Origin of the sequence: Saccharopolyspora hattusasensis (assembly GCF_050972075.1) — a bacterium.
In the GTDB taxonomy this organism is placed as follows: Bacteria; Actinomycetota; Actinomycetes; order Mycobacteriales; family Pseudonocardiaceae; genus Saccharopolyspora; species Saccharopolyspora hattusasensis.
Window position 1 is genome coordinate 1,921,373 of sequence record NZ_JBPCDC010000001.1, and the last position, 20,573, is coordinate 1,941,945.

22 protein-coding genes are annotated in these 20,573 nt (G+C 64.5%); 3 read left to right on the forward strand and 19 right to left on the reverse strand.

Annotated features, from left to right (window positions below):
- Nucleotides 1–82: 82 nt before the first annotated feature.
- Nucleotides 83–682 (forward strand): LysM peptidoglycan-binding domain-containing protein, encoded by a 600-nt coding sequence (locus tag ACRXBZ_RS08085; RefSeq protein WP_433878525.1) that lies wholly within the window; start codon nt 83–85, stop codon nt 680–682.
- Here the strand turns inward: ACRXBZ_RS08085 and ACRXBZ_RS08090 are convergent.
- Both ACRXBZ_RS08090 and ACRXBZ_RS08095 read right to left on the reverse strand, forming a co-directional pair.
- Nucleotides 643–1,101 carry a hypothetical protein gene (locus ACRXBZ_RS08090; protein ID WP_433878526.1) on the reverse strand — a complete coding sequence of 153 codons (459 nt, stop codon included), beginning with the start codon at nt 1,099–1,101 and terminating at the stop codon, nt 643–645. The two genes, ACRXBZ_RS08085 and ACRXBZ_RS08090, sit on opposite strands and share 40 nt — an antisense overlap.
- Before the next feature lie 327 nt (nt 1,102–1,428).
- Nucleotides 1,429–1,962 (reverse strand): hypothetical protein, encoded by a 534-nt coding sequence (locus tag ACRXBZ_RS08095; protein WP_433878527.1) that lies wholly within the window; start codon nt 1,960–1,962, stop codon nt 1,429–1,431.
- 621 nt (nt 1,963–2,583) lie between these two features.
- Between ACRXBZ_RS08095 and ACRXBZ_RS08100 the strand changes: the two genes are divergently transcribed.
- A complete protein-coding gene (locus tag ACRXBZ_RS08100; protein WP_433878528.1) occupies nt 2,584–2,889 on the forward strand; it encodes a hypothetical protein in 306 nt (101 codons plus the stop codon).
- A gap of 6 nt (nt 2,890–2,895) precedes the next feature.
- A complete protein-coding gene (locus tag ACRXBZ_RS08105) occupies nt 2,896–3,123 on the forward strand; it encodes a hypothetical protein (protein ID WP_433878529.1) in 228 nt (75 codons plus the stop codon).
- Nucleotides 3,124–3,157: 34 nt separating this feature from the next.
- Here the strand turns inward: ACRXBZ_RS08105 and ACRXBZ_RS08110 are convergent, their stop codons facing one another.
- From ACRXBZ_RS08110 to ACRXBZ_RS08190, 17 genes are all read right to left on the reverse strand, one after another.
- Nucleotides 3,158–3,973 (reverse strand): DUF5052 family protein, encoded by an 816-nt coding sequence (locus ACRXBZ_RS08110; RefSeq protein ID WP_433878530.1) that lies wholly within the window; start codon nt 3,971–3,973, stop codon nt 3,158–3,160.
- Between the two features lie 28 nt (nt 3,974–4,001).
- Nucleotides 4,002–4,544 carry a hypothetical protein gene (locus ACRXBZ_RS08115; RefSeq protein WP_433878531.1) on the reverse strand — a complete coding sequence of 181 codons (543 nt, stop codon included), beginning with the start codon at nt 4,542–4,544 and terminating at the stop codon, nt 4,002–4,004.
- A gap of 2 nt (nt 4,545–4,546) precedes the next feature.
- Nucleotides 4,547–5,296: a hypothetical protein gene (locus ACRXBZ_RS08120; RefSeq protein ID WP_433878532.1), complete on the reverse strand. Its 750-nt coding sequence runs from the start codon at nt 5,294–5,296 to the stop codon at nt 4,547–4,549.
- An 81-nt stretch (nt 5,297–5,377) separates the two neighbouring features.
- A complete protein-coding gene (locus ACRXBZ_RS08125; protein WP_433878533.1) occupies nt 5,378–5,611 on the reverse strand; it encodes a hypothetical protein in 234 nt (77 codons plus the stop codon).
- A gap of 613 nt (nt 5,612–6,224) precedes the next feature.
- Entirely contained in the window at nt 6,225–6,473 is a 249-nt protein-coding gene (locus ACRXBZ_RS08130; RefSeq protein WP_433878534.1) for a hypothetical protein, read from the reverse strand.
- 12 nt (nt 6,474–6,485) lie between these two features.
- Entirely contained in the window at nt 6,486–6,860 is a 375-nt protein-coding gene (locus ACRXBZ_RS08135; protein WP_433878535.1) for a hypothetical protein, read from the reverse strand.
- Nucleotides 6,861–6,872: 12 nt separating this feature from the next.
- On the reverse strand, nt 6,873–7,094 hold the full coding sequence (locus ACRXBZ_RS08140; protein WP_433878536.1) for a hypothetical protein: 222 nt from the start codon (nt 7,092–7,094) through the stop codon (nt 6,873–6,875).
- Nucleotides 7,095–7,157: 63 nt separating this feature from the next.
- On the reverse strand, nt 7,158–8,813 hold the full coding sequence (locus ACRXBZ_RS08145) for a DEAD/DEAH box helicase (RefSeq protein ID WP_433878537.1): 1,656 nt from the start codon (nt 8,811–8,813) through the stop codon (nt 7,158–7,160).
- Between the two features lie 45 nt (nt 8,814–8,858).
- A complete protein-coding gene (locus ACRXBZ_RS08150; RefSeq protein WP_433878538.1) occupies nt 8,859–9,677 on the reverse strand; it encodes a hypothetical protein in 819 nt (272 codons plus the stop codon).
- Nucleotides 9,677–9,868 carry a hypothetical protein gene (locus ACRXBZ_RS08155; RefSeq protein WP_433878539.1) on the reverse strand — a complete coding sequence of 64 codons (192 nt, stop codon included), beginning with the start codon at nt 9,866–9,868 and terminating at the stop codon, nt 9,677–9,679. Before ACRXBZ_RS08155 ends, ACRXBZ_RS08150 begins: the two co-directional genes overlap by 1 nt.
- Nucleotides 9,865–10,188, reverse strand: coding sequence for a VRR-NUC domain-containing protein (locus ACRXBZ_RS08160; RefSeq protein ID WP_433878540.1), 324 nt, complete (start codon nt 10,186–10,188; stop codon nt 9,865–9,867). Before ACRXBZ_RS08160 ends, ACRXBZ_RS08155 begins: the two co-directional genes overlap by 4 nt.
- Nucleotides 10,189–10,596: 408 nt before the next feature.
- Nucleotides 10,597–13,785 carry a hypothetical protein gene (locus tag ACRXBZ_RS08165; RefSeq protein WP_433878541.1) on the reverse strand — a complete coding sequence of 1,063 codons (3,189 nt, stop codon included), beginning with the start codon at nt 13,783–13,785 and terminating at the stop codon, nt 10,597–10,599.
- Between the two features lie 7 nt (nt 13,786–13,792).
- Nucleotides 13,793–14,026, reverse strand: a complete 234-nt coding sequence (locus tag ACRXBZ_RS08170; RefSeq protein ID WP_433878542.1) for a hypothetical protein — start codon at nt 14,024–14,026, stop codon at nt 13,793–13,795.
- Between the two features lie 7 nt (nt 14,027–14,033).
- Complete coding sequence (locus tag ACRXBZ_RS08175) at nt 14,034–15,848, reverse strand: DNA primase family protein (RefSeq protein WP_433878543.1); 1,815 nt, start codon at nt 15,846–15,848, stop codon at nt 14,034–14,036.
- Between the two features lie 1,388 nt (nt 15,849–17,236).
- The gene (locus ACRXBZ_RS08180; protein WP_433878544.1) at nt 17,237–17,650 is read right to left on the reverse strand and encodes a hypothetical protein; all 414 of its coding nucleotides are present in this window, start codon (nt 17,648–17,650) and stop codon (nt 17,237–17,239) included.
- A 116-nt stretch (nt 17,651–17,766) separates the two neighbouring features.
- On the reverse strand, nt 17,767–18,543 hold the full coding sequence (locus ACRXBZ_RS08185) for a CPBP family intramembrane glutamic endopeptidase (RefSeq protein ID WP_433878545.1): 777 nt from the start codon (nt 18,541–18,543) through the stop codon (nt 17,767–17,769).
- 19 nt (nt 18,544–18,562) lie between these two features.
- Complete coding sequence (locus tag ACRXBZ_RS08190; RefSeq protein WP_433878546.1) at nt 18,563–20,407, reverse strand: DHH family phosphoesterase; 1,845 nt, start codon at nt 20,405–20,407, stop codon at nt 18,563–18,565.
- Between the last annotated feature and the right edge of the window lie 166 nt (nt 20,408–20,573).

The window sequence follows — 20,573 nt, forward strand, 5'->3', positions numbered from 1 at the left end:
AAGATTTACTGGGCTATGAGTAGGATGCACATGCCGGACATGGATGATCGCGCATACCATTTGCGAAGGAGAAGCGACAGGGATGACAGATACGATTCAGAAGCCCACGGGGACGGAGCCGGAGTCCCCGACACAGGCGAGCGCAGCCGAGAAGAGCCGGGGCGGGCCCATGGGCTTCGGCAATGGACCGGTGATCGCGGCGGGGGTGATGGCCGGCGGAGCGGTGCTCTTCGCCGGCTGGGGGCTGACGCAGATCGTGACGGCGGACGACGCCGCCGCGCACAAGGATGTCGGCACGATGATCTCGGCACCTGCTGAACCGGACAAGGGGCCCGAGGACGGCACCGTGACGGTGACGCTGCCGGACAGTGACCGCAACGGCATTCCCGACGCCTTCGAGGGCAAGGACAAGGCTCCCGGCGACGATGGCAAGGACCCGATCACGGGCCGCGGCGACGAGAACGAGCCGAGCGGGTCCGATGCCCGGGGTGAGCAGGACCGTACGGAGGAGCCGGCGAAAAAGCCCGACACCCGGGCTTACGTCATTCAGCCGGGCGACACCCTCGTCGAGATCTCGGGTGAGACGGGCGTCCCGCTTGATATCCTCGTCGAGGCGAACAAGATCCAGAATCCGAATCTCATCTACGCCGGTGCGTCGCTGCTGATCCCACCGGTGGGGTGACCCATGAGCCTGCTGTCGCGGGGATGGTGGGCGAGGCCCCGATGACGCTGATGGCGCAGCGTCATTGGGGCCTTGCTGTGTCCTGCCGAGGCACTCAGCCCTTCCGCTCGACGAACTCCTCGCACAGTGACTCCAGGCGAGCGATCTCGGTCCTCATTCGGGCAGTCCTGCGGGGAATCAAGTTTGTACTCCACGAACAGCTCGATCTGCGCTTCGACGAGGTCGCGCACGTTTACGGTGTCGATCAAGGCTTGAGCGAACTTGCGCAGGGTGGCTTCGCGAGCGGTGCCCTCCCCGAGCGCCCAGCCGAGGGCCGTCACGGGCGACTCGCCCGCTTCCGGCGTGAAACCGTGAGCTTCAAGGACGCTCCTGGCGGCATCCTCGGCGACGCCGACGACGGAGGCGTTCGGCTCAGCCATGGGTTGCACCTCTGTTTTCTCGTTGTCGTCGTCGGTCTTGGTCTTCGGGATCGGCGTCTGGATGTCGAGCCAGATCTGCGGGGCTTCGACAGGTGTCGTTGCCTCATCGCGTTTGAGCGCAATGAATGCGGTCTCGCCGAGCTGTGTGAGGGTCTCGACAGTGAACCCGGGACCGGCGTGAGACGGTCCACGGCTGTCGCCTCCACCGCTGCGTCGTCAGACGCAGCCCCGTGCGGATGCGATCGCTACGGACGACGGGTGACAAGTAGAAGACCCCGCCCGGTGCGCGCCGGGCGGGGTCTTCAGCCGGGTGAAGCAACGTGTCTTTCAGGTCGCTCCTGACGCCGGGGGCTCGTCGGAGTCGGCGGCTTGTCCGAGCAGGAAGCCCCGGGCCTGACCGCTGACCATCATGTCGCCCAGGTGGGCCAGAAGCACTGCGCGCTGAGTGGCCCGGCGATCGGCGAGAAGGTCGTGGTCCCGGAGGACTTCCATGTTGATGACCCAGCCGTCCTCGCGGGCGATGGCTTGTTCAAGCTCGGACTCCCCGGGGACCCGCATCCTGGTGAAGTCGTGGTCGAACTCGGGTGTGATGTCGAGGCGCTGGTTCGGCTCGTCGATGTAAAGGGTGTCGGCGCTGACCAGCCGACCGTCCCGGTCGAAGGCCGTGAGGAAGATCCTGTCGGCCCGTGAGGTGTTCTCCACGTGGACGGCTACGACGGCCTCGTCGGCAAGGAAGGATGTGTGGCCGAGTCGCTCCTGTACGCGGGCCCGGGCCTCGTGGCACCACATGATCGTCCGGGCTTCGTCGAACCCGCGGAACTCGTTCGCCGAGTCAGAGTCCTCGGGGCGAGAGTGGGGCATCGTTGCGCTCCTTCCACGGTTGTGTACTGGGGCATCGGAGGCAAGCAGGGGGTGCTGGGTACTGGATCCGGGCGGCTGCACGCGCTGTCGCGGTCGCCACTGGCTCGGCGGTTTGTTCGTTACCTTCGCGGCCCGCGACGAGCATGCCCGCATCGACTTCGGTGGCCGCCGAAATGGGGCAAGCGTCCGGGAGAGGTGCGAACTCCCGGAGACGCTCTCGAGTCTGTGACGGGTGACGGGCCGTCGCAGGGGGTGTGGATGCTGATGCAGAAAAATCCCGAGAAACCGGCGAATTGAAGGTCGGTCGGTGCCCAATCAATGCAGTAAGTCGAGCCTGTTTCGGGACAGCCAAACCTTTTCACTCCCCTAGTGGTCAGCGGAATTCATCGGCGTGCTCGATCACGCCCTTCCTGACCTCACTATCCAGGGCCAGCGGTGCCCCAGAAAGAGTTTCACCGTGTCCATTTCGGACAAAACCGTGTCCTCTTAGTAGACACAACGGTTCAACGCCTGGGTTCGCATCGGAGCGATCCGCAACAAGATCCTGCGCCCGGAAGCCGTGGATCTCAGTGCCTGGCCGCCTTTCGCCCATGCGTTCCGAAGGGCAAGGCGCCGTCCTCTGTGTCATCCGTCGTAGGTCAGATGTGCAGTACCGGCGGCACTGTCGCCGAACGTGCGGAGGGGTGTTCCAGCGATCCGGAGGTTGCCGGTGACGACGTCGAGCGCGGAGATCACCATCGCGTGATGGATGTCGCGCAGCGCCCGCTGCAGATCGTCTTCAGTGTCCCGGGGCGTGGTCCAGTCCGCGACGAAACACCGGGAGCTGTGCGGCGGGGTTACGGAGATCCCAGTGGGCCCGATCTGCAGGTGCTGACCGGGCGGGGTGCCGATCTCGTCCCGGCGAACCGGGTGGACTCGACGATGTAGCGGGCCATGATCAGCCTTCTTTCAGCCAGCGTCGAAGAAGTGGGCGTACTCCTGGGCACTAAGGTCGATCTTGACGTCGTGGCCGGTGTTGGCATCAGTAACGGTGAAGACGCAGCACTCCTCGTTGCTAGGTCGTTCGAGCCCACGACGGAAGTTCTGCTGCCAAGCGTTGAGAGCAGCTTGAGCTGGCGAGATTCCTTCATCGCTGTCGATCATCCAGGTGACGAGATGTGAACCTTCACTGGTGACCAGTGGATCGGGCTCGGGACTACCGCCTTCGGTAGCCGCAGCGGTATCGCGGCCAGTCTTTTCGCCAACGCAGAGGTCGGGGTGCTCTGTCGTGTGGACGGGCGTGTGTATGAGGGTCATAACGATTCCTTAGATCTATGAGAGAACGGTAGAGCGCCCCCGCATGCGTGCGGGGCGCTCCTGCTGAGGCGCGAGAAGGTCGGTCAGCCCGCGGCGGCGTGATGAGCGCCGTGTCGTAGATGGTGAGGTTGGCGCGGTAGACCAGCGCGTAGAGTGTCTTGCCGTCGGTGCCCACGACTCGGATGGCCGTGGTGTTGGGGATGTCGGGCTTGAACAGTTCGACTGCGTCGCCCGAGAACACCGCCGCGGGGACGTCATCTTGGGTTCGGACGAGCACCGTCTTGGCCGAACCTCTCCAAGCGTTCTCGTGGCCCGCGATGATCTTCTGGATGAAGGGCACGGCGTCCTCGGTCGACTCGAACGCCTGGCCCTGCTGGGCAGGGATGATCACTTCGATCCCGTCCTCGATGAGGGTCGCGGTGGAGCCGACGTGCCGGATCTCCTGCTTGCCGACCTGGACGAGGACGACGGAGCCCTTGTCGGTGCTCTCGCCATTGAAGTCATCGAAGGTTTCGTCACGGGTGACTCTGATGGAGGTGTCGCTGACGTCGTCCATCACGTTGCCGGTCTTGTCGTAGGTACGGAAAGTGGCCTCCGCGCCCTCTAAAGCGCGATCGAGCTCCTCAGCTGTCATCGATAACGACGCGCAGCCGGAGAGGACAAGCAGCGCGCCGAGGACGGCGGCCACAAGGGAGAGAGCCTTGGCGCGGGTCATGAGGGGTTCTCCTGGTCAGTGGTGGTGGTCATGGGTCAGGACTTCTTGCCGTCATCGGATTCGACGCCAGGCCTTCCAGCGGCGGGCAATGATCCGCGCAGAGGAAGGAGACCTGGCCGGTGGCCTCGTCGGTCTCCCAGTGGCAGGTGGTCCCGGTCTGGCAGACCCGGCAGTGCTGGCCGAGCTGCTCGCCGGTGAAGACCTGAGGGTCGAAGGTGTTGCACCGCGAGCAGAACCCTGCGCCATTTCGATAGCCGCGGGATTCCCAGTCGTGGCGACCTGTGCCGTCGGTGCAGTCGAGCGCGTGCTGGTACTGCGCCCAGGCGCTGTCCTCGCACTCGGCGGGCGTCTGGCCCTCGCTGCGGATGAACGCAGCGCCGGGCGGGTAGATTTCCATGAAGAACGTGGTGTGTGTGCGGGGCTCGCCGGGTTTCGGGTGGCGTTGGACGACGACGCCCTTGCCGGCGCTGACGATGGTCTCGGGCGGCCAGGGATGTCGGGCCTGATGGGTGTCGATGGACAGGAACTTGATCTGGTCGCCGATGTCGCGTCCGAGCATGATGTCGTACATGGTCAGGAGCCCTCTTTGTCGGTGTTGGTCTCGATGTGATCGAGTTCTAGGAACCCGGATCGTTGGGTGCGGGCGCGAGTGCGCAGTGCTTCGGCCGGCCCCTCGCCGAGCTCCTCGATCTGTTTGTCAAGGTCGCGGTAGGCGCCGGATTCCCCCAGGCCGCCGACGGCCTCGATCTGGAAGTACAGGTGGGCGAGGTCGGTCTCGCTCAGGCGATGGCCGAGGATTTCGGGATGGACCAGGTCGGTGTATTCGGCGGTGTAGCCGAGTTCCCAATCGGACTCGGAGTCGGTGACTGCCTCGAAGTCGACGAGGACGTGGTGCTCGGGCACGAGGGTGGCCTCAAGCAGTTCTGCGAGCCTCTCGTCGTTCGCGGGGCCGGAGTGCGAGGTGAAGGTGTACTTCCCCGGCTCGGGCTCGACGCGCCGGCCGTCATGGAACCAGCCCTTCTCGTCGCGATGGACCTGGCGGCCACCCGGCGAGAGGTAGCCGATGGAGCCGACGGGCACCTCGTCGAGGTCGCGGAAGGTAATGGTCTGGTGAGCTTTGTCGCCGATGACGGCGAGCAGCCGGGCATGAAGGTCGCTGATGTAGTCGGCGACGAGGGATCCGCACCATGCCCCGCAGGTGTCGCACTTGGCCTGCACGTCGTCGGGTGTGAACCTCAGAAGGCCGGTGCAGGGGGCCGCGGTGAGGTCGTTGTGCTCAATGACGTTGGTGCAGCGCGCGACTCGTATGTGTTCGGCAATCATGATCAAGTCCCCCTTGGATTTTCGGATCACAGCCGGGTCAGAAACTGGCTGATCGAAAACTGGCAGTTCGCGGTGAAAGGCTCAGCGGATGCGTTCGAGGCGTCCGAGCGGGACGTCCTCAATCCGAGGCGGGTAGTCATCACCGTTGAGCAGCTCGTTGTAGACGTCGTCGCCCATCTGGTAGACCTCGGCGTCCGGGTGGCATCGGATCAGGGTCTCCCCATCGAAGTTCTTGGCCTTGCCGGACTCGGCGAGGACGCCGTCGGTGTACAGGCTGTTGAAGTAGTCGCTGAGGATGATGGCGTGCTGGGGCATGGATCTCTCCTTGGATTCGGGTCGCGATCGACCGCGTAGAACCGGCGCGAGAACGACGAAGCCCGCAACCGGATCGGATGTGGGCTTCTCGTGGGGATGCGTCGGGACAGGGGCTGAAGAGATCGAGGCGCGGGGCGTTCCGACCACCGCATCTGACCCGTGCCCGCCGTGAGGCGGGCCAGCAGCGCCGTCAGTCGGCGCTTTTGCGCAGATCGTCGGCGTCCACGCCTACGGGTTCGTCGACGACGATGTTCAAGATGGGCTTCGCGCCTTCGGTTCAGTCTTCGAGAGCGACGCGGAACGTGACGGTTAGGCCCGAGGGGGCGGAGAACCCCGCACCGGTGATGACGACGACGTCATGGACGGAGTCGATGAGGTTCGGCACGGCGTGCTCTTTTCGGGTGCGTCAAACCTTCGTGCGAGCAGAGTTCACGCTGATCCTGACGGCGAGTCGTTCGTACTCGGCTCGCTTGGATACCTCTTTGGCTGCGTGATCAGCCGCCTGGCGACGGTGGTCCTCGATGGACCTGCCCAGGCGGGCGAGCTCGCTCAGCTGACGGCGTTACTTCTCACGCCAGTAGATGCGCCTAACCTCAGCAGTGATCTGGGACTGCTACATGGTCAGCCAGGCGATCGGGACGCAGATCTTCTTGTCGTTGAAGGGATGCGCGAAGGTGAGGAACAGGTCATCTCCGTGCACGGTCAGAGAGCCGATCCGCTGCCAACCGACGAATGGCCGCAGCTGTGGCGGGAGCGTCTCGTAGGGGTACTTCACGAGCACACGGCGGACGAGCTCGACGATCTCCTGGAGGCCGTCCAGCACGGCGGTGATGTCGGCCGGTGTCGTTCTTCGCTTCGTCACGGGCGGCTCCTCTCAGCTGTATTTGTGCTCGCCGAACATCGCCTGCTGGACGACGCGGTAGGTGTGGTCGTCGAAGTCGACGATCGCTGATTCGGCCCAGTGAATGCTGCCGAAGCCGGCCTGCTCGATGAGGTTCTCGATCTCCTCGTCGGTGATGAGCACATCTTCGACCTCGACGGTGAACTGCTCGACGGTCCCCTTGCGCTGGCACGAGCAGGGGGTGATCAGGGAGGTCTCGGTCCACTCGATGTCGCGGGTGTGGTCGACTCCGAGGTCGGTGAGGCCAGCGATGGTTTCGACGGTGATGTCGAAGGCGTCCTCGGCCCTGCAGCTCGGGCAGGCCAGGCCTTCGAGGCAGTTGGCGTTGGTGGCGGTGAGTGCGGGCACGGTGATGCTCCTTCAGGCCCAGAGCGCGCAGAGGCACTGGTGGTGGTTGATCTGCAGCCAGTGGACGCGGCCGTCGATGTCGACCTCGTGCAGTTGGTGCGGTCCGCGGCGCAGCTCGTCGAGCGTGGCGCGGACCGGGGTGCCGGTGGTCGACACCGCGGTGAGCAGGTGCTCGACGACCGCTGTTGTCGACCCGCCCTCGCACTCGACGCGCAGCTCCTCGTCGCGGAGCACGTCGGCAACGGCCCGGCCGCCGGGGGCGGGATCGGGCCGTCATCCTGGTTGGAGGCGGAAGGCTCAGACACGATCGGAGAGCCAAAGATCATTGAGGTCGTCCTGGATCTCCTCCTCCAGAGCGGCGAGCAGCATGTCCTCACTGGACACGGCCTCCAAGAGGTTGTCCTGGGTCAGCTGCTTGTCGGCGAGAACGCCGGGCATGCGCTCATCTTGGGTGCTTTTGGCAATGAGGCGGTGGATGATCACCGGCCGCTGCTGGCCGGGGCGGTGGAGGCGGCCGTTGGTCTGCAGGTAGTGCTCAAGAGAGAACGGCAGGGTGTACCAGATCATCGTCGAGCCGCCGTGCTGCAGGTTCAGACCGTGGCCGGCACTGGCCGGGTGCAGCAGCATCACGGGGATCTGCCTCGCGTTCCACCGGTGGATCATGTCGCGCGAGCCGTCGAAGGCTTGCGCGTCGATGCCCGCCTTCTTGAAGCGTGCGAGCAGCTGCTCCAGGTCCGAGCGGAAGTGATAGGCGATGAGGACGGGCTCGCTGCCGTTGTTCCGCACGAGGTATTCGGCCATCTCGATCTTCTTGTCATGAATGACCTCGTATTGGCCCTTGGTTGACGGGTCGTCCGGGTCGGCCGTGTAGAGCGTGCCTGAGGCGAACTGCATGAGCTTGCTCGTGAGCACCGCCTGGTTGTCGGCGATGATCGACTCGACGCTTTGTGTCAGCTTTCCGTCTTCGTTGGTGTAGGTTCGCACGACGTCCAGGACCAGGTCGCGCTTGAACTCCTTGTAGGTCTGGATCAGGTCCGGAGGGAGCGTGACGTTGACGTCCTGGATGCTCAGCGATGGCAGAACCAGCGAGGTATTCTTCGCGCTCATCACCAGGTGCGAGATCGCTTCATGGATCTCCGCCTCGGCATTCGCCGTGGGGATCCACTTAGCCGGGGTCGTCGTGCCTGGCACCATCTTCGGGATGAACCAGCGGTTGCGGAACTCGGTGATGTTCTTGCCCAGCGCCTGGCCCTGGTCGAGTAGATAGATCTGACTCCACAGGTCGTGCAGACCGTTCGGGCTCGGTGTGCCGGTGAGCTCGATGAGCCGTGTGATGGCGGGCCGCACCTGCTTGAGGGCCTTGAACCGGCTACTGGTGTGCGACCTGAATCCCTGTGATTCGTCGATGATGACCGTCTGGAAGGGCCAGATGATGGTGTCCCGGCTTTTGCCATCTGGGCCAACAATCGACTGGATGGGCATCTGGTCAACCAGACCGGTCTGGCATTCATGGCAGGGCCCGCCGCTGCCGCCCTGGCCGCCGCAAGCTTTGCAGCTCTTCAGCGCGGGGCGGGTGAGCAGCTCCTGGTTGATGAAGTACATCGTCGGCGGGTCGCTGAACACTTCCTGGAAGCGTTCCAGGCGCTTTTTCTTTGACAGTTTCCGGTCGTTCTCGTTGACGATGAGTGACTTCGTGCGAATGGGGAAACCCCACTTCTCGATCTCGTCGATCCAGGTGGACCTCGCGATCGCAATGGGCGCGATGGCGAGGATGTGACCCATCGGCCGCACCGTCTGCAGGACACTGAGGGTTGACAGCGTCTTGCCCCCGCCGACGTTGACCCAGGCCCCGGCGAAGGGGCGGTCGACGACGAAGTCGTGTATCTGCTGCTGGTGGGGCTCCAGCACGACAGGGGCTAGTGACGGCGGCTGGGGTGTGATGGTCGTAGTCATGGTGCGCGTCCCCCTCTCTCGGGTCGTCGGCCGTCTGGTGAGCGGTCAGGCATGAAAGGCCTCCTGGATGAGACTGAGCCGAACCTGTGCCTCGTCGGCGCGCTGTTTCTCCCGCGCCAGTGCCGCCTCGAGCTCGGTGATTCTGTTTTCGAGTCGAGCGATTCGGGGGTCTTCGCCGAGGGCGGTGCGCACGCGCTGCAGAACCTTCTCCGGATCATCGGTCGCGACTGCCGATGCATTGATGGGTTGGGCGGCTGCTGATATGTCGGCATTCGTTTCTTGCTCGGGCGCGATGGTCAGGTGGTGGACCCACTGGTGCGAATCGGGCGTTCCGGCCATTTTTTCTCGGATCGTGGTCTCCGGCTCCAGGACCGCTTCGACCTGCGCGTCCGCAGAGGTCTGAACGGTTTCGAACACTGGCTGGCCTGCTTTGTCGAAGGTGACGTTGAGCAGTTGGTCCGCGGGTAGGCCTCCAGGGAGTCCGTCGAACCACCGGGAGAACGCAGCGCTGTACTCGACGAAGGCCTGGGACACTGTCATCCGCTGCGCCTGGCGCGGCGTCCGTCTGGACGCTGAGGGCTCCATATCATGCCGGTGCCCGGCCAGGAGCCGGCGCATGTCGGCTCGGACGTTCTGCGCGGTCCGGTTCGCCGAGGTCAGGTTGGGCGGCACCGACGCTGTGCCCCCGGCGTTGTTGCGCAGGATGCAGTGACCCTTAGCGGAGATCCGACCGAGGCAGCCGATCTCCATCGCTTCGCGGATGAGGTCCTTGGCTTCGCGGTCGAAGGTGATGAGGTCGGTTCCGGTGAGCCGGCGGAACGACGGGGATCTGAATCTGTTGGTCTTCGTGCTGCGGTTCTTCATCAGGACACCTGCTCGGTGCTCTTGGTCTTCAGTGCGATCCGGTATGCGGTGGTCTCAGCGGCCAGGAGATTGAAGACAACCGCAGCCGCGTGGTCCTCGTCGGGCTCGGGCTGCATCCCGGAGGCGTACTCGGCCCGCTCGCCTGAGTCCTTGGTTTCGTATTGGGTTTTCTCGGGGGCTGCGGGGGTCATGAAGTTGCTTTCTGCTGGTTCTGGTCGCGGCCAAGCAAGTGGTTGATGAGGGTGTCGACGCTCGTCTCGTTATGGACGACGTGAACCTCGGCTCCAAAGCGGCGAAGCTTGGCGTGCACCGCACGCTGCCGGGGCTCGAGGTCCCCACCAGGGCGCTTGACTTCGACGAAGACGGTCCCGGCGTGCGAGACGACGATTCGATCGGGCACTCCGCCGCGCGCCGGCGAGGTGAACTTCATGCAGAGCAGACCGTTACTGCGGCACTGCGTCAGCAGGTAGCACTCGACCGGGTTCTCGCGTTCAGGCGCATAGAGGCTCACGGTTTCTCCTTTTGCTCTCACTCGGCGTGGGCGGTGTGGAACTCCAGAGAGTCGTCGAGCTCTAGGCGGATGAGCTCGTCGAGCAGCTTGTCTAGCTCGTTCAGCTCGGCCTGCGAAAGGCTCTTCGGATCGACGGGAGTGGACCTGGCAATCAGTCCGCGCCCAGGGGCACCTTCACGACGGCGGCGTAGGAGGTGTTGGGGTCGTCGTAGTGGACGCCAAGTTTTGTCTGGGACATGACGACCTTTCGATTGCCTTGTTGAGATGAGCATTACTCGTCTTTCTGTTCAATTATGACTCAAAAAGATGGCCTATCAGCGACTATCCGACATGGGTTGGAAAAGCCGCAGGGTGCCGGCTGTGTCGGTGTGACACACGGCACCCTGCGGCGGGGCGGCAGATCTCCTCTTAGGTGGCGGCGTTCATCCAGTTCTTGGTGAACGTCTCCTCGAGCATCTGGAGGTAGACGTCGAGGTTGAGTGCCGAGATCAGCTGCTCGACCCGGTGGGTCGCCAGCGCGTACAAGTCGTCGTTGATGACGACCATCGACCAGGTCGGATCGATACCGTTGATCCGGCGGATCACGACGTCCTGGTCGTCCGGCAGCACCGTGAGCCCGTCGGCGGAACTGGCTTCGGCGCGGGACTTGGCCCAGCCGTGGTGACGCAGGATCTCCAGGGCGATTGGGTCGCGTCGCACGCCGGCGGCTCCGCTCGCGCGGCGCTTGGCCTGGCTGACGGCGGTCACCTTCCACGCGCCCGCGTTGTGCAGGCTCACTGCGTCGGAGGTGCCGTCGCGAACAATGAAGACCCGGTTGACCATCTGCAGCGCCCGCGGATTCGTGAGCGCGGCATCGGTCTCAGTGTCGTCGTCGATCCCAGCCACCACTGGCTCGGCGGCAAACGGGTAGGTGATCGAGCCCCGGGACGCCGCGATGACGTTCTGGAATAGCAGGAGCGTTCTGACTGGGTCATCCGGCCGGATCGCCTCTTCGATCATCTTCCGGCCCAGGGTGAGGTCGAACGGCTCGGCCAGAGCCGCCTCTCCCCTGCTTGCCACCATCTGCAGGTAGCGGGCCAGAGCAAAATCGATCACGGCCGGGTGGGCGAGAGACTTCGTCGGCATGGGACCGGCGTGGCAGGCCAGTGTCCCACCGGAAGCGGTGATGATGGCGCTGTCAGCAACCGTCCGGCCCTCGTCAGGTGCGGCCAGCTCGAGCCGGTTGTTCGAGTCCTTGCTGATGAGGAACATCAGTTCAGGCTCGATGTCGACGCCGATCGCGGCCTGCTGCTCGGCGAGCACGCGGTTGTTGGTCGCCTCGTCGAAGCCGTTTTCGCCCCCGACGGCTGAGTACAAGCCGTCAGTGTTCGTCGAGATGATCCGCGCGCCGGCCAGCGTCTGAGCCTGCCCGATCCGCCAGCTGAAGAGCTGGCCGAGGATGCGCATCGAGATGATGCGGTTGTTCATCCGGATCGGGGTCTTATGCCCGGCGTCGCCCGCGCCCGAAGCCGAGTTGAGGATCAACTTGGTGCCGTTCCTCAACGTATCCAGCCGCGCCCTCTCCTCCGCGGAGATCCCCGGCCGCTTCAACTCGCGGCCGTAGCGCTCCTTGTCGAAGAAGATCTTCGCGTAGCGGTCCTCACCCAGCTCGGGGTTGTAGAACGCCCGCATGTTGCGCAGCAGGTTCGGGTAATAGCTGGTGAAGTCTTCGTGGATGACGAGGTCCGCCGAAGTGTGGGCGAACTTCGGGTGCAGTTTGGTGGAGTCGTCCTCCTTCCGGGGGAACAGGGTCGGTGCTTTCTTGGCCGGCTCGTCGCGGTAGGCCGCCTTGGTCGCGGTGGTGTTGGCCAGGACGATCTTGCCCTCAAGGGTGGAGCCGTCAGGCAGGCACACGTTCAGCGCCTCGGTGTCGGGCCGCTGGGTCGCCAGCAGCTCGGCCGGATCGGGCGCCTGAGCCTGGGCGCGGGCGAGCTGCGCGGTCTGGTCCGGGTCGTCTTTCTTCGGCTTGCGGTACTTGACCTTCTCGGGGTCGGAGCCCAGCAAGACGAGCCGCTTGTCGACGGTCGTGCCGTCGGGCAGCGTCAGCAGCGCATGCTGACGCTTGGCCTCGGCCACGAAGTCCTTGGCGTCGGGATAGAGCAGCCGAGCTCTGTGGAGCATCATGTCTTGCTCAACGTGCTCGATCCGCTCGGCGGTAAAGACCGACATGTCGGCCTCAGCCCCGTGGATCCCTCCGGTGGAGAAGGTCACGAAGCACGAGGACGGCGTGGCGTCGGGGCGGAAGTAAGGCACGTTGTTCGGTGCCTTGGGGACGTCGCGCAGGGACTTCGCGGGACGTTCGAACTTGTCGCGGTACTCCTCGGAGTCGTTGAAGTTCTGCCCTTCGATTGAGCGGTAGTAGTCGACGACCTGCATGAACTGCCGGTGTGCCTCGACCTGGGCCGGGGTCGCCGTCGGGTCCTTCGCGGGGTCGGGCGCGACGCTCTCCTCGAAGAAGCGCACACACTCGTCAAGCACGTTGACCGACTGGACGCCGCGCTCGCGCGCGACCTCGGGGTCCGGGTACACGAATGAGACCGCTTCGATGTCATCCAGGGCGGTGTACGGCGCGAGGATGCGACCTACGAACTTCGCCGAAGACGAGTCGATGGTCAGGCGGTCCCGGCGCACGGTGCCGTTCCGGGTGAAGACGGTTTCGGAGTACTGCGCGAGCAGGCCGGCCTTGAGGTCGAAGTTGCTGGCGTAGGTCGGGTGCCGGAACAACTGGGCCAGGCCCAGGCAGTCGGAGACGTTGTAGGCCAGCAGCTCGTAAAGCTCCTCGACCGCGGAGATCGAGGTGTTGTGGCTGAGCTTCTCGGACTCCTTGATCTGGCGGCCGAGCATCCCAAGCAAGCGCTTGAGGCTGACCTTGAACTGCAGCTCGTTGAGCCTGGCAACGTCGAGGTGGCGACCCGAGTGCATCATGGCACGCCGGATTTTCGCGGCCGGGCCGTCCCAGCCGAGATAGCCGGGCATGTACTCGATGTGCTCGTTGAACAGCCGGTCGTTGTGATCGCGCAGCGTGCGGGCCGTGGTCGGCTGGAACAGCCGACCACGGCCCGGGTTCGGGAAAACCTCATTGAGGTACAACCCCATCACTGTCGTGTCGTAGTTCATCGAGTTGTAGCCGGCGAGGAACGGGTGGCGCATCGGGTCGTAACCAGGGTCCGTGTCGCAGACCGGGCGCAGCTCGGGCGGGTAGCCCGAAACCTCGCTGAGGTCGTTGACCTGGTCGGCATTGGAGAGCCCGACGATCTCGGCGAGATGGCGGTTGCTGTCCTCGCGCCGCAGGTCGAGGAACCGCACCTGGGTCCACGGGAAAGCGGGCAGGCCCGGGTTGCTGGCGAAGATGGTGTGGCCCATTAGCTGGTGGTCGATACCATCAGCGATGTTCGCGCCACTCGGGGCGTCGTCGACGAGGTAGAACACCTCGACCGTGCCGGACCCGTCCGAGTAGGGCGTGTAGGCGCAGAGGGTGAAGACGTTCGACAGCGACTCGATGTCGTAGAAGGTGAAGAGCGCATTCTCGGCGGTCACGGGCACGCGCTGTGTGGTCATGACGGCCCTACACGCGGTTGCGCGGGGAGCGTCGGCGCTGGGATTCCATGAGCCTGGACGCCTCGGTGGTGAGCCGTGCCTTTTCCTGCGGATCGGCGGAGATCTGTGAGCGGACGATGAGGTTGGTGATCCGCTGCTCGCGCGCGACGTCGAAGATCGCCGTGCTCATCCGGTTCTGCTGGTGAGCGAGCTCGATCAGCGCCCGGGTGAGCTCGGTGACAGCTCTCGTGGTCTTGGACATGCGTGCCTCAGTTCTGTTCTTCGGTGTCGGTGTCGTCGTTATGGGTGGTCGGGCCGGTGTGGCGGAGCAGTCCGCGGTAGTTGGACTGCAGGACCGGCTGTGACTTCTTCTTCGCGTCCGTGCCGCTGTAGTGCGGATTCATCCACTTCTTCAGCTCGTACTCGGCGATAAGCAGCTCGGGGTCGTTCATCATCTGGCCGGGCCGGACCTTCTTGTTCTTGTCCGGGCAGTGCCACAGCGGGTCCGCGCGGACGATAGCCACCAGGTCGTTGACAAACTGTTTGTTGCTCACAGGCGAGCCCGAGGGCGAGACATCGGCGAACCAGGACTTGTACAGGTCGTAGCCGAAGGTGAAAGGCACCAGGTCCCAGGCGAACCGCTCGCGGAACTCCTCCCAGAAGGCGCGCACGGGGTCATTGGCCTCCTTGTACTCGGCCAGGACCTCCTTGGTCGCCACCGGCTCGGAGAGCTGGTAGTAGTGGCCCGGGTCGGCCGCGCCGGCGCGGTTGAGCACGTACCACAGGGCGTATTCCAAGACCTCACGGCGCTGGAGGTAGTCGTCCTTGATGTACTTGCGCTCCATGCCTGTGAAGCTCTTGTTGAATGGCACGAACAGCTGCCTGCGGTAGAAGCTCTCCGACTTGTCCTTGACACGCGGGAACTCGTTGAGACACTGGACCATGAAGCCGAAGAACTGGTAGGCGATCGGCATCCGGTACTTGCGGTTGATCTGGATGACGTCGTTGGTGACGATCGCCTTCAGGTTGGCCGCCTTGTCGATGAACGTGCCCACGTCGTTCTCGTCGACGATGATCGCGTTAGCGCGTACCAGCGGCTCGAGGGCGAAGTCCTTGCCGAAGTCACTCAGCGGGATCGAGGTGTGCGACCGCGGACCGCACAGGTTGCGCATGAGCGAGCACAGCGTGCCCTTGCCGTTGTTGCCCTGCTCGGAGTAGAACCAGGCGGTCTTGCCCCAGGAGACGTGCGGACGGATGATCGCGCCGATGATCTCCCAGAGCAGCTCGGGGATCCCCTCGTCGTCGGAGAGCTCGCGGACCCAGGATTCGATGTCCCAGACTGTGCCGTCGACCGGGTGCGTGATGACCGGGTTGTCGGGGTCCTCGACGTAGTCGATGTGACACTTGGCCAGGAAGACCAGGGCCGGGTCGAAGGGGACGAGCGACTTGGGCTCCAGGTGGAAGGTCTTGTCGCCGACGACGATGTCGCGGGCCTCGCGGCCGTAGTGGAAGACGCCGTTGTTCACTGCGATGAGGTCTCTGTGGCTGCACTGGTTCTTGCGTGGTGAGTCCTCGCGCAGGACGGCGAGCACTTCGGCGAACTCCTTGAGGGTTAGCTGGGTGTTGTACATGCGCGCAGTGGTGCGGATGTCGTCTTCGCTGGTCGTGTAGGTGCCGCGCGCGCGACCGGTGGCCTGATACATCGCCAGCAAGTCGTACTCGCGGTCGGTGTCCTTCGCGTTGGGTGCGATGCGGATGATGTGGTGCAGACGCAGCAGGATCTGTGCGACTTGCCAGTAGGTCAGGCACCGCATCAGCGGGAGCCGTTCGGGGGCCGTGCTGGCCTTGATGTTCTCGAACTTGCAGACGCCGTTGACGATCGCCAGAAGTTCCTTCTCGAGGACTCTGGGTGCCGGCGCGTCGGTCGGGTCGATCAGGTCGAGGTAGACCGCCGTGGCATGAGTGACGATCTCGTTCTGCGGGGCGATGTCCCCGTGCCCGGAGAAGTGGTCCAGGACGCTGTTGAGGGCGTCAGCCACGGAGTTGGCCCACGAGGCGTCGGTAGGGGCGTCAGAAGTCGTCATGCTGCTGTCTTTCTCGATCGCATCGAGCACCTGCCGGCAGTAAGTGGGAAGCCGATTGGTCTCGTAATCGAACAGGAACGCAAACTCGACTCTATTCCATTCGAGTGGCATGGCGCAACGAGTCGAGACTCTATTGACTCATGGATCGACAGGTGACTCGAACAGTCCCGACGGCGACCACGAGAGACCGCTGACAGGCATCAGAGAGGTCGCACACGAGACCGGGACGGTCCTGCAACGAGCGTGTGGTCAAGCGTGAGAACCAGTGACTCCGGAGGCGGATGCCCCACGGAGCCACTGGCTTCTCGTGCTCGATCACGCACCCGCGGGCGGCGTGAGCCGCCCGGCCACTTTGGTCGGGGTCCGGGAGAATTCTTCTGACCGGCCGCCCGGGGGCCTTGACCGCATGAATCCGGCTCCTCGGGCTGCCATATCCCCCCGGGGGGTATCAGGACGTGTACCACGAGACGTGGTACACCTGTTTCCCCTGGTCAGAGCGAGGATTTTAGGATCTCGAGAATCGGGTGTACCACGAAGAGATTTGCACGTGGTACACACGTTTGCCTTGGTCAGATAGGGTTTCTATACCCCCTGTACCACGTGTACCACTAAATAAAGACTAGATACACACGCAGGGGGATAAGAGAGCAGACTGAAGGAGCAGGACGGATCGGACCCTCTCACGCGCACATGTAAACGGTCGGAAAAACGAGGTACACGTGGTACATCGCCAGGAAGTACTGGTTTACCAGGCAAAACGGTGTACCACGTCCGTGCGGCTACGTGGTACACGTCGCCCAGCCGGAGGCTCACGGTACGGGCGTTTTCTCAGGTCAGAGCAGGGACCCAGGGCTGTACCACGTCTCGTGGTACAACTCGGAGGGCCTCAGCCCAGCCCCTCCTCTGGCGACCTGGGTGTCACGGGTCCGACGCGACCTATCGCGGGCGCGGCTGCGCCCTCTCCGCTCACGTGGCCCCGTGCGCGCCGTGGACGGCTCGGCACGGCCGCGGATGGACTGAGAATGAGAAAGTCACATGGTGACTTTTCGTGGCGTCCTGGCCCTATGCAGGGGCTCTGACGAGCCCTTCGGGAGCATTCTCGACAGGCGACGCGATGGCCAGTCGGAGAGGGAGGTAGATGAGACGGCGCAGCGCCAGCACGGGTTTTTCGAATGGCGCGCGAATCGCGGCGTACTCGGCAGTTGTCATGTATTGCATGTGACGTCTTGGGCTGCTACCGTGGGACTCGGTGATAGGCGGCGGTTTTCACCAGCGTGTTGTTGCACAGGAACGTGAAAGCAGAGAGGCCGGAGAGCATCCCCGTGGGAAGGGAGCTCTCCGGCCTCTCTGTCTCTTGTGCTGAATGCGAGACTCTGGCAATGCCCAGGTCAGTCTTGTGCGACTGCGCTCCGGTCTCGCCGGTATCCCGCATAGGGGGACTCGGGACTGTGGCCACGAGCCCACTTCGGTGCTTCGACGGCGTAGAGGATCTCGCAGGTGATCGTGACGTTGCGGTTGCAGGGGATGACCCCCTGCGTTTTGCTTATCGCGATCTTGCTGTAGCCGGTGACCTCCTCGACGCGCTCGAAGAAACGCGCGAGTTGAGCATTCACCCGCTGGCGCGCCTGGTCGGCCGTGACGCCGCTGGCGGTCACGATGTGGACGTGGACGTGATCTCGATCGAAAGTGGGGAACCCACCGGTGTCGAGATCGAGATCGATCTTCGCGCGGCCGATGTCGAGCCGATCAGGCCGGACGAGCCGACCCTGCGCGTCATAAGTGCAGGTGCTGACGATGGCCATGATGGATTCCTCCCCTTTCTTCACGAGTATGATCGGATGATTTCTTTCAGTCATTCTCCCGGTGACCGGATCACCCCGGTCACCCGAGCGCAGGGCCCCCCAGGAGGACCACCGGCTCAAGAGCCGAAAGTTTCCACCCGGTTTCCGATGACCTTCTGGCAGAGGATCAGCGTGCAGCCGGCGAAGGCCGTGGTCAGCAGCAGCGCCGAGACCGGGTTGGCCAACCCGGCGAGAACCGATGCGGGGACGAAGGTCGCCGCGAGGTTGAAGCCGAGGTGCAGGAGCACGCAGGGCCAAAGCAAGCGGGTGCGCTCGTAGACCAGGGCCAACAGCGCCGCCAGGGGTAGCGCCGAGGCGAACTGGACGACGTTGCCGTGTAGGAGGCCGAACACTCCGGTGGTGACGAGCACCGCGGCGACGATGCTCACCCGCCTGCGCAGCAGGGGGTAGAGCAGCCCCCGGAAGAGCATCTCCTCGGCGATCGGCGCTGCGACCAGCGTGAGCAAAAGCGTGAGGGTCGAGCCGGCGTTCTCCCTGGTCTTGATGGACTCGTCGAAGTCGGCTGACCCGCCCATGGTGTAGAGCCACAGGGCGAGTGACTGGCCGGCCAGGAAGGCCAGGGTGGCGTAGCCGACCACGGTCCGGCCGAAGTGCGGGACCTCGCTCTTCGGCCGCGGCGCGGGCGCGTGGGCGAGCCACTGCGGCCGGGAGAGCCGTGCGGCGCCGACGAGCACGATCACGACTCCATTGAGCAGGAGGGTCCCGAGGATCGGGTCGCCGACGACGGCGACCACCCCGACGCCGAGGCCGAGGTAGGCGATGACGGCACCCAGCGGCACGAGGACGCACCATCCGACGTCGAGCAGGCGGCGGGAGATCCGGGACGCGGCCATGTCCACCTTCTTTCATGGATCAGGCAGACGCTGAGATCTGCTCGTCGATGACGGCCTGGACGCGGGTGTCACCGCGGAAGGTGTTCAGCTGGAACTTGGCCGTGAAGCGCAGCGTCCCGAGCTCGGTACGGCTGGCCCGCATCACGAGGCGTCGTAGCTCGTCGTGCTTCTCCTCAGCGGCGTTCCACCACAGGCAGGACAGGCCGGACCTGGTCACCAGGCGCAGGTGCTGCCTCTCCGAGCCGATACGGTCGACACGCAGCCCGAGGGGCTCGATCGCGATCTGGACGACCGGCTCGGCGAAGCCGTGGCCGAAGGGCTTGAGCGACTCGGTCCGGCGCACGAGCTCGAAGAGCGGCTGCAGGTCGTCCAGCCCGGCATCGCAGTCGGCGTCCGGACCGAGCACGAGGTCGCCCCGCATCACGTCCTGGTCGACGGCGAGCAGCGCCACGCGGGTGGCGTCGGAGAGCACCGCGACGAGAGAGTCGAGCACTTCGGCGCGCTCGACTTTCACGCCGCAGGCCTGCTGGTGACCGATGGCCCAGAGCCCGTCGTGCGGGTCCAGGGTGGTGATGATGTCGAACCAGCCCGGCGCGCGGCCGGAGCCGCTGACGAAGTCGTCGGGGCCGGTCGGCCGGTTGACGACGATCACCGGGTGGCCGCTGCGCTGCATCATCTGGTTGGCTAGCAGTCCGTACATGCCTCCCGGGGCGTCGGAGAAGTAGACCCAGGGGGCCAGCGGCTGGTCTCCGTACTCGAGCTCTTCCAGGTGCTCGACAGTCATCCGCTTGCGGCGCTCGTTGCCCTGGATGACCTCGTGGGCGTTCTCGAGCATCGCGTCGGTGTCGGGCGCGGTGAACACCGCGAAGCACGGCTCGAGCGGCTCCCCCGTCCGACGCGGGCTGTTCATCGCCGGGGCAAGGTAGAAACCGTAGAAGCCCTCGTCGACGTCGTCGACATCGCGGATTTTGCCGGTCTGGGTGAAGGCCTTGAGCATGAGCGCGAAGCCCTGGAACGCCCGGAGGAAGACCGGGTGGTGGGGCTCGGTGCGCAGCAGCTGCATCATCGTCGATTTCTCGACGTCGATGAGGTGCGGCTCGGAATCCCCATAGGGACCATTGGGCTTGGGCGGCGCGACCCACAGCAGCCGGGCGATCGAGAGCGAGTCGCGGACCAGCTGGCGGTTCTCGTACAGCACGGGCATGACGTCGGAGACGGTGCCGAGGCCAGCGAACAGGCGCAGCAGGTGGATCTCCCAGAGTTTCTCGGGGCGATGGACGCGGGCGTAGGCCTCGATCACCTGGTAGAGCACGTGGGCGCCGCAGATCCCGGGGTGGGCGTAGGTCTCGTCGATCCGGTAGGGGTCGACGGTGATGTCGGCGGTGGAGCCGGGCTCGAGCTCTTGATGGTGGTCAGTCACCAGCGTCGTCCATCCCAGGGCACGGGCCGCGGCGATGCCGCGGTGGGAGTTCACTCCCCCATCGCAGGTGAGAAGGACCCGGGTCTCCGGCCACTGCAGGGCGATCTCGGCGATGTCCTCTGGCGTGAGGTCGTGGCCGCGACGGTAGTCAGGCAAGTGCAGCTCGACATCGAAGCCGAGTTCGGACAGTCCGGCGTAACCGAGCACACCCGAGGAGATCCCGTCCATGTCGAAGTCAGGGGCGATGGCGATCTTCTTCCCGGCAGCACGGGCGTCCTCGAGCGCGTCGACCATCTCGGTCAGGCCCAGCAGTTCATCGTGCTCGGTCGACTCGATGGCCCGGAGGTACTCGTCGGTCCAGCCGCGGCGCTGGCACATCAGGGCGAAGAGGTCGATGTCCTTGTCGACGAGCGGATGGTCGTCGACGGTCTGGAGCGTGGTCATGGCGGGGTCTCTCGATCGGGGCGATTGGTCGTGGTTCAGCAAGTGGTGAGAAAGGCACTCGCCGACAGTGCGATTTTAGCAGTGTCCATTAAGATTCATGCTTAAATAGCAGCGTTTTCGGGCTATCGAGGCCCTATTCGACACATGTGTCGGCGAGTTGTACCGA

Coding starts and splice junctions, on each gene's coding strand:
- ACRXBZ_RS08085 (WP_433878525.1), top strand. CDS start 83: ATGACAGATACGATTCAGAAGCCCACGGGGACGGAGCCGGAGTCCCCG.
- ACRXBZ_RS08090 (WP_433878526.1), bottom strand. CDS start 1,101: ATGGCTGAGCCGAACGCCTCCGTCGTCGGCGTCGCCGAGGATGCCGCC.
- ACRXBZ_RS08095 (WP_433878527.1), bottom strand. CDS start 1,962: ATGCCCCACTCTCGCCCCGAGGACTCTGACTCGGCGAACGAGTTCCGC.
- ACRXBZ_RS08105 (WP_433878529.1), top strand. CDS start 2,896: ATGATCAGCCTTCTTTCAGCCAGCGTCGAAGAAGTGGGCGTACTCCTG.
- ACRXBZ_RS08110 (WP_433878530.1), bottom strand. CDS start 3,973: ATGACCCGCGCCAAGGCTCTCTCCCTTGTGGCCGCCGTCCTCGGCGCG.
- ACRXBZ_RS08115 (WP_433878531.1), bottom strand. CDS start 4,544: ATGTACGACATCATGCTCGGACGCGACATCGGCGACCAGATCAAGTTC.
- ACRXBZ_RS08120 (WP_433878532.1), bottom strand. CDS start 5,296: ATGATTGCCGAACACATACGAGTCGCGCGCTGCACCAACGTCATTGAG.
- ACRXBZ_RS08125 (WP_433878533.1), bottom strand. CDS start 5,611: ATGCCCCAGCACGCCATCATCCTCAGCGACTACTTCAACAGCCTGTAC.
- ACRXBZ_RS08145 (WP_433878537.1), bottom strand. CDS start 8,813: ATGACTACGACCATCACACCCCAGCCGCCGTCACTAGCCCCTGTCGTG.
- ACRXBZ_RS08150 (WP_433878538.1), bottom strand. CDS start 9,677: ATGAAGAACCGCAGCACGAAGACCAACAGATTCAGATCCCCGTCGTTC.
- ACRXBZ_RS08155 (WP_433878539.1), bottom strand. CDS start 9,868: ATGACCCCCGCAGCCCCCGAGAAAACCCAATACGAAACCAAGGACTCA.
- ACRXBZ_RS08165 (WP_433878541.1), bottom strand. CDS start 13,785: ATGACCACACAGCGCGTGCCCGTGACCGCCGAGAATGCGCTCTTCACC.
- ACRXBZ_RS08170 (WP_433878542.1), bottom strand. CDS start 14,026: ATGTCCAAGACCACGAGAGCTGTCACCGAGCTCACCCGGGCGCTGATC.
- ACRXBZ_RS08175 (WP_433878543.1), bottom strand. CDS start 15,848: ATGACGACTTCTGACGCCCCTACCGACGCCTCGTGGGCCAACTCCGTG.
- ACRXBZ_RS08180 (WP_433878544.1), bottom strand. CDS start 17,650: ATGGCCATCGTCAGCACCTGCACTTATGACGCGCAGGGTCGGCTCGTC.
- ACRXBZ_RS08185 (WP_433878545.1), bottom strand. CDS start 18,543: ATGGCCGCGTCCCGGATCTCCCGCCGCCTGCTCGACGTCGGATGGTGC.
- ACRXBZ_RS08190 (WP_433878546.1), bottom strand. CDS start 20,407: ATGACCACGCTCCAGACCGTCGACGACCATCCGCTCGTCGACAAGGAC.